The 7,472-nt window shown below is 42.3% G+C and carries 4 protein-coding genes; all 4 read right to left on the bottom strand.

Annotated elements, in window-relative coordinates; all coding sequences use genetic code 11:
- Positions 1 to 473: 473 nt before the first annotated feature.
- Genes FNH22_RS17880 through FNH22_RS17865 form a run of 4 tightly spaced genes read right to left on the bottom strand, consistent with a single transcriptional unit; the run spans position 474 to position 7,458 of the window.
- Positions 474 to 1,592 carry a hypothetical protein gene (locus FNH22_RS17880; RefSeq protein ID WP_143399796.1) on the bottom strand — a complete coding sequence of 373 codons (1,119 nt, stop codon included), beginning with the start codon at positions 1,590 to 1,592 and terminating at the stop codon, positions 474 to 476.
- 50 nt (positions 1,593 to 1,642) lie between these two features.
- Positions 1,643 to 2,527 (bottom strand): hypothetical protein, encoded by an 885-nt coding sequence (locus FNH22_RS17875; protein ID WP_143399795.1) that lies wholly within the window; start codon positions 2,525 to 2,527, stop codon positions 1,643 to 1,645.
- 28 nt (positions 2,528 to 2,555) lie between these two features.
- Positions 2,556 to 4,127 carry a SusD/RagB family nutrient-binding outer membrane lipoprotein gene (locus FNH22_RS17870; protein WP_185154276.1) on the bottom strand — a complete coding sequence of 524 codons (1,572 nt, stop codon included), beginning with the start codon at positions 4,125 to 4,127 and terminating at the stop codon, positions 2,556 to 2,558.
- Between the two features lie 58 nt (positions 4,128 to 4,185).
- Positions 4,186 to 7,458 (bottom strand): SusC/RagA family TonB-linked outer membrane protein, encoded by a 3,273-nt coding sequence (locus FNH22_RS17865; RefSeq protein ID WP_143399793.1) that lies wholly within the window; start codon positions 7,456 to 7,458, stop codon positions 4,186 to 4,188.
- Positions 7,459 to 7,472 lie beyond the last annotated feature (14 nt).

The following is a 7,472-nucleotide window of genomic DNA, read 5'->3' as shown; positions in this document are numbered from 1 at the left end:
CAGTCGCTTATTGCAAATCAGACCGTGATAGAAGATAAAAACCTCGAAAATGGCATAATATCAATGATTTTGAGGTTCAAAACACCCAAACCTCCCATAAAAAGGTGCATTTAAACGTCAAAAATACACTTTTTGAGCTAAAACTATTTTTCATGAGTGGCCTACTTTACCCCAGGGTAAAATGAGAAGCCAGGCTTTCTATAACAATCAAATGATAGAAAGACGTTTGATTAGAACAAAACCAGACGTATTAGATAACGATTGCAGATGGCACAACCTTCAAATGTGCACTATATTCAAGTTGGGTGATAAGATCATTGAAAAGACATAAAGTGTAAAACATATCCTCAGTTGCCCCCGCTTCCTACTTGTAAAAACTTGAATAAGGTCAAACCACTCTGATTAAAAGTAATACAAAAAAGGGTTGTTTCTAAAGCGAAACAACCCTTGACTATTTGATCATCCTAAAACTGTCAGTCCAATGTTAATATGGCCGTTCCCTGATCACCAAAGGAATTAGACCAAACAATCCTGATGGCACCATTCAAATTACCATCAGCCGGTAGTGTTCCGTTTATGGTAAATGTCCGGTCATCCTCATCTTTATCACCAGTTCCTATGATTGTATCGCCACAAATATTCAGTTTGCCTGAAGGTGCCACACGATCAGTATATAGTGCATCATATACTCCAAAACTCATATCATCAATCATGAATTGACCATCATTTAATTTGGTGATGTTCACCGAAGCATTAAGTGCATCATACGCGGGTCCGGCATCACCTCCCAGCTGGCCTGAGACAAAGACATCGTATGCCCCTGCAACATCCTCAGCAGCCGGGCATATCCCAAATACCTCAGCACTCGCACTTCCACTACGTTTTTGTATCCTATCTACTACAGTTACAGAAATACCAACTTCACCAGTCGATCCCAGGTCACCCACCTGATATGTTCCGGTAATAGTAGCGTTTGTTTGTCCTAAGGCAGCGGCAAGTGAGGCTTCATCCAGCTCCACCGTACCGGCATCAGCCGTAACAATTATCTGATCAATACCTCCGCCCGGCGCATCGGTTACTTCGATTGTAAGTGGGGTTGTTTCTCCACTAAACAGTGTATCACTATCCGTTTCTACCGTAAAAGACGGTGCTGCAGAGATGTAAGCTACCTCGAATGAAATAGATGTAGTAAAAGACTGAGATTGAGTTTCAGACGCCTGTGCATTTATCAGGAAGTTTTGCTGATCAAAGAGTGTCACCGTCAGGCTTATACTACCTATATTATCTTCAGGCGCTGTATAATTTAAGTTAATAGTACCTGTAGTCTGTCCTCTGACCGCATTCAACGATGCCTCATCGATATCTATGATACCAAAGTCATTGGTAACACTGACAGCAATGGAATCAATTTTACCCGGAGCATCGGTAACCAATATACTCACGGTTGCCGTTTCTCCGGTCGTCAATTCAGTCTTGTCAGCCGAAAGGTTGAATGCAGGAGAATCTAATGTATTGGCTACTCCGAAATCATCGTGATCACAGCCTAATAAAATTCCGCCAAATAAGGCGATTATAAGAAATATATTTTTCATAATATCCAGTTTAAAATTCAGTGATCATCGATCACTATATTTTTTAAGCATTATTTCGGGACTAATGTGGTGGTTACATTACTACCCGCAATGGACCATTTTATCACAATAATTCCTGTGGTAGGATTATAGCTACCAAAATCTCCGGCTACCTGGCTTACGGGAATTAAACCCGGAGGGCTAAAAGTGGGTACATTAATAAGATTACATAAATCCTGAATTTGTCCACCTCCCTCAAAAGCGGGGTTATTGGTCAAAGAACCTAACATTCCGGCGGAGAGATCTGATATATCGTAGATCAGATCACCTGATTTTGCAATGGTCACATCTTTAGTAGTGGTCCTTGAAAAGCCAACTGAAGTCCCGGCATAAGTACCTTCAGGTATATCTGAGGGACACACTACCGGAATTGAAAACGTACAAGTACCTCTTGCATTTGGCGCACCACAGATGGCCGGTGCAATATTATTCGGATGGAATACACGACCATCTTTCATAGTGGTTTGAAAGACAAAAATAAAATTATCACCACCATTTATGTCACCTAAAGTAGTGAGTTCATTATAAGTATCCACCATTTGTTGCAAAGTGTAAGACACCGTTGCATCTACCAGGGTCGTTTCTGTACTGATGAGTACCGTATCACTATTAAAACCGCCCAATGGAGAAGAATAAACTCCGAATATATCCAGTTTTTCAATGAATTCGCCTCTTGTACCACTGTCATCAAAAGGTGTAAGATCAAAGGTGATCGTTTGTGCATTTAAATCTCCAAACAGATTGATGGACTGGCTTTCTTCCCGTATGTCTGCTCTTACCAAACCTCCTTTTGGATATTCGTCAGCAGGATTAACATATTTATCTTCACTATCGCATGCCCATAGTGCCAGCAGCATAAAGGCAAGGATGTACTTAGTATTTATAATTAATTTCATGTCTGATTACAGTTTGTATTCAAGAATATCAATTTGCGTCCCAAAAAACCCTGTCTTGTGCAATAACCCTTTGTGACGGTGGGTTTATGTGAGCTGCGAGGTCTGACTGACTGTAAGGAAAGCTGACCGGAAAAGACCTTGTACTTACGGTAGCAGGATCTGTATCTGCATTTGGGTCAAATATTTCCGGAAATCCTGTCCTTCGGTAATCGGTATAAGCATCAATAGAAAACCCAAAGGTGGCAATCCATTTTTGTGTAATGATCAATTCCAATTTACCTGCATCATCAGCTGCCGTAAACTCTGCCACTCTGCTTGTAACATACGCTTCTATATCCGTACTGGATATGGTGGACTGACTTGCCCCGGCAGCTACTTCATTTACTTTGGCAAATGCCGCTTCCATAGCTTCACGGAATATCGTCTCGGCATTGCCTCCTATCCCCTCTTCAAGGGCGAGTTCGGCCTGGATAAACTTTAGAGCATAATAAGTTAGAAAACGCTGAGGAACATTGCCCGGCCCCGTTATTTGTCCGGCACCAGGAGATTGTCCTACAGCTACAAGACTGGTGGTATTAGGTACAGGATTCAAAGCCCCTCCAACAGGGTATAGTCCAGGTATAGTGAAAGACCCCTGTTGTGCAAAAGAAGCGTTTGGAGCCTGAGAGCCAAATCTTACACTAACAAAAAGACCAAACTGCGTGTCATCCTGAAAATCTGTTGGGTTCTGTGCATTCCCACCCTGTGCTATCTGGTTATACCAATAGTAGGGAATACGGGGATCATTCAAATCAATCATTATCTGGTAGAACCAGGGGCTAATCTGCGTTTCTCTTGAGGTGTTTGACCAGTTGTTAATAAAACCGGGATTTCGATTTTCAGGTGAAAAGCTGGTGCCATATGGCATTTCAAAATCATCTGCTGCTGACGTAAGGAAATCATTGGCTGTTAATAATGCCTGAATAGCAGCATTATTGTCCTGCACCAAACGCACCTGGTTGTATAACTTCAGTTTCAGCGTATTGGCCATTTTTCTCCAACGGGTCAAATTCCCCTGGTAGATCAGATCGTCAGTAGAAGGTGATAAACTGGATGCTTCGTTTAAATTACCAGCAGCTTCATCTAACAATCGCAACAAGTCCGTATAGATAGCGGCTCCGTCATCATAGTTGGGACTGAAGTTCTCTGCGCCCTGAAGCGCTTCGAAATAGGGCACACGGTCCCAAAGGTCAACGGCAATGCTATAACCATAAGCTTTTAGGATCTTGGCTATACCCACATAGTGCATGTCTCCGGATTCAGTTGCTTTATTAATGATTATCTGTAGATCGCGCATTGGCCCTGAGAAAAAAGCAGCCCACTGTTGGTCATATTGGTTGTTTGCCATATTGTATTGATCCACCCGAAAATTCGTCACATGGTGCACAAATGTGGCACAGGCATTATTCCATCCGTCGGTATTCTGACCTAAGTAAAACGCCAATCCGGCCTCTGCCGCAGGAAGTAACTGATTGATCGGCACATCGGCAGGGTTATTTGGATCTGTGTTGATATCCAAAAAGTTCTCTTCACAGCTCGTCATGATGATGACTGAGATCATTATCATCAGACTTTTTATATATAAGCTTAAATTCTTCATGTAGCTTTTAAATTTTATATTAGAAACTAACTCTTAAGTTGACACCATACCTCTTGGTGGTTGGCAGCGTACTGAACTCAAGGCCTTGAGCATTTGTAGAACCAAAGGTTCCTAACTCCGGATCAAAGTTGGTGTGTTCAGGAAAACCTGGAGCATGATACCATAGGTTTCTGCCCGTGAAGGAGATCCTTACCCCTCCAAAAGGAGTTTTCTCTAATAATGTTTTTGGAAAGTCATAAGCCAGTGATACCTCTCTCAACCTGAGTACCGTTCCGTCAAACACTGAAAATTCAGCGGCACCACTTGCTCCTCCGTTATTCGTAACTATATTACTGAACCAAAGATCGTTGGCATTGATAGCAATGTTATTCGGTATTTTATTACCTTCTGCATCACGAATGGGTTGTCCTGTATTTCCATCTCCCAGAAAACCCGGGATGACAATAGAGGTTTCTCTATTTTCAGTGTCCTTGGTAGTTCCTCTAAATAGCAAACGTTCCGCACTCCTGGAGTAAATATCTCCTCCTTTTTTGAAGTCAAACACAGCAGACAGGGTTAACCCTTTGAAAGAAAATGTATTAGTAGCATTCAGTAAATAGTCTGGGTTAGGGTCGCCGATAATCTGAAAATTCGGATCTTTAATATTCCATCCATTAGATGCCACAAGGAAATTACCTTCGTCATCTCTTGCAGCTACACTTCCAAAAATAACTCCGTATGGTTGTCCCGGAATAAGCTCTAACGTGGGATCACTAAAACCACCGGCTAACCTCACCGAACGAATGTCCGGTCCCAGGTCTTCCACCATATTTCTGTTATGTGTAAATGATCCGTATACTTCCCATCTAAATCCGTTGTTGAGTTGAACGGGAACAACGTTAACCCCTATTTCAACCCCTTCATTGGACGATTCACCAATATTCGTGGTCAGCTGATCATACCCTGAAACGGCAGGTACAGTGATCTGAAGTATTTGGTCTGTGGTCTTTTTCGAATAATAGGTGAAGTCTATGCCTACTCTTGAATCTAAAAGTTGCAAAGCAAAACCAAGCTCAATCTCTGTAGTAAATTCCGGTGTCAGGTTGGGATCACCCAAGGAATTATTTTCCAGGGTGGTATTATCACCTTCAGAAGCCCCCGGAATTCCTAAAAATGGGAAGGAAGTAGTTTCTGAATTTGTTCCAAACGTAGGGTTTGCACCAAAAGTAGGACTTAACAGATAAGGAAGGGCGTCATTACCAACTTTGGACCAACCCGCCCTCAATTTACCAGAAGTGAGTATCTTACTCTGTATTTTAAAGGCATCTGTAAATACAAAAGACGAACTAACCGCAGGATAGAAGAAACTTCGGTTGTCTTCCGGCAAGGTGGAAGACCAATCATTTCTACCGGACATGTTTAAGAATAAAAAGTTTTTATAGCCTAAACTCACATCGGCAAATACTCCGAATAGCCTTCTGCGTTGAAAAGTACCTCCATTGGGTACTACAGCACTTGTATTGTCAAGATCAAAAATTCCGCTGGATACAATTCCGGTGCCATTTACCGACTGCCGGTTATTCGTTCTCTGATTGATATTGTGTCCAACTACCGCAGTAAAGTCCAGATCTTCATTGATATCTCTGCTTAGTGTAACAAGAAAATTGGATTCGATCTCTTCGTTTGTAATGTCATCTGTATTCGCAAAGCCCAATGGTGATACCACTGATCCGGAGTTCAACGCCTGAACCCTGCGATCAGTATAAGTGTTGATCCCTATTTTATAACTTAACGTGATCCAGTCAAGCAGATCATAGGTAAGACTCATATTAGCAACCACTCTATTGACTTCACTATCAAAAACAGCATTATCCGTCAGCCAGTAAGGGTTGTCTATGGTAGGGCTGGCGAAAACACTACCTCCGGTGACAGGGTTGACCGCGGGCAGCAAATTGAAATCGTTAATTGGCCAGGTCCTGTTCATCCAAAGTAACCTGGAGGTGATAGAAGTGGTACCCACAGCATTTCCGTTTATAGGAGGTCCTTTGGTTTCTGTTTTAACATAACTCAGTGAACCTCCTAAAATGAGTTTATTTGCTAAAACCGTATTACCGCCTATGCTAAGGTTAGTCCTGTTAAACTCTGAGTTAGGTATAATACCTTCTTGCTGTAGTCTGGAAGCCACGGCAGTGATATTAGCCACTTCATTACCTCCGGAAATTGTCACAGAGTTTTCAAACAGGCTTCCTCTATTCAGGAAATCCTTGACATTATCAGGCTGCGCGACATAAGGTATATTCACTGCACGTACAGGATTACCGTCATCATCAAAGACTGTAAATTGTGGAAATGCATTCTGAAAACCATTCTGACCGAAACCGTACCAATGAGGTATAGAATCACGTTCACTAAAACGTGGCCCCCAGGAACCATTCACATTACCATAGGTGAAGTCAACACCGGCACCATAAGTATTCTGGTAATCCGGAAGGTTAGCGATCTCTTCAAAAGAATAAGAGCTATTAAGTATCACCTCCAGGCCTTTCTTACTATTTCGTGATGAGCCTGATTTGGTAGTAACTACCACTACACCATTAGCAGCACGTGAGCCATATAAAGCAGCTGCTGCACCTCCTTTTAACACGGTCATGGACTCGATGTTATTAGGATCCAAGTCAGCAATCCTGTTCGAATAAGGTGCGCCATTAGCTAACCTTCCTCCAATGTTGAACTCCTGATTATCAAATGGTATACCGTCCACTACAAAAAGTGGCAGGTTACTGTTCAACAGTGACGCATTTCCTCTTATAGTTATTCGGGTAGCACTCCCCGGAGCCCCATTAGAACCGGCTATATATACACCCGGGACTTTACCCTGTAACGCTCTTACCGCATCTGGTTCAGAAATTTGCTGTACCTGATCCGCTCCAATATTTTCAACAGAATAACCCAGCGCCTTTGTTTTTCTTTGAATACCTACGGCAGTGACCAAAACCTCACTGAGTTCCGTTACATCCTGTGCCATCTGTAAGTCAATTACGGCTCGTGATGCTACTTCCACTTCCTGAGATACCAATCCAATGAATGAGAAAACCAATATTCCGTTAGCATCGGGTATGTTTATCGTATAATTACCCTCAATATCTGTAACGGTCCCTACGGAGGTGCCTTTTAAAACGACATTAACACCTGGCAGTGCCTCCCCATCTGCTTGAGATGTTACCTTACCGGCAACGGTTCTTTCCTGCGCCAGCACCCTGTCAAAAATCAGGGATGAAGTCAGCAAAAAACTAATGAGTAAAAAGTTCTTCATACTGTTTTGTTTAA

Origin of the sequence: Fulvivirga sp. M361 (genome assembly GCF_007097395.1) — a bacterium.
Classification (GTDB): Bacteria; Bacteroidota; Bacteroidia; order Cytophagales; family Cyclobacteriaceae; genus Fulvivirga.
Note: the sequence above shows the minus strand (reverse complement) of the source record. Positions and strands in the feature narration are given on the sequence as shown.

What these genes read in the sequence shown, in the direction of transcription:
- FNH22_RS17875 (WP_143399795.1), bottom strand. Translation starts at nt 2,527, where the DNA reads ATGAAATTAATTATAAATACTAAGTACATCCTTGCCTTTATGCTGCTG.
- FNH22_RS17870 (WP_185154276.1), bottom strand. Translation starts at nt 4,127, where the DNA reads ATGATCTCAGTCATCATCATGACGAGCTGTGAAGAGAACTTTTTGGAT.
- FNH22_RS17865 (WP_143399793.1), bottom strand. Translation starts at nt 7,458, where the DNA reads ATGAAGAACTTTTTACTCATTAGTTTTTTGCTGACTTCATCCCTGATT.
- FNH22_RS17880 (WP_143399796.1), bottom strand. Translation starts at nt 1,592, where the DNA reads ATGAAAAATATATTTCTTATAATCGCCTTATTTGGCGGAATTTTATTA.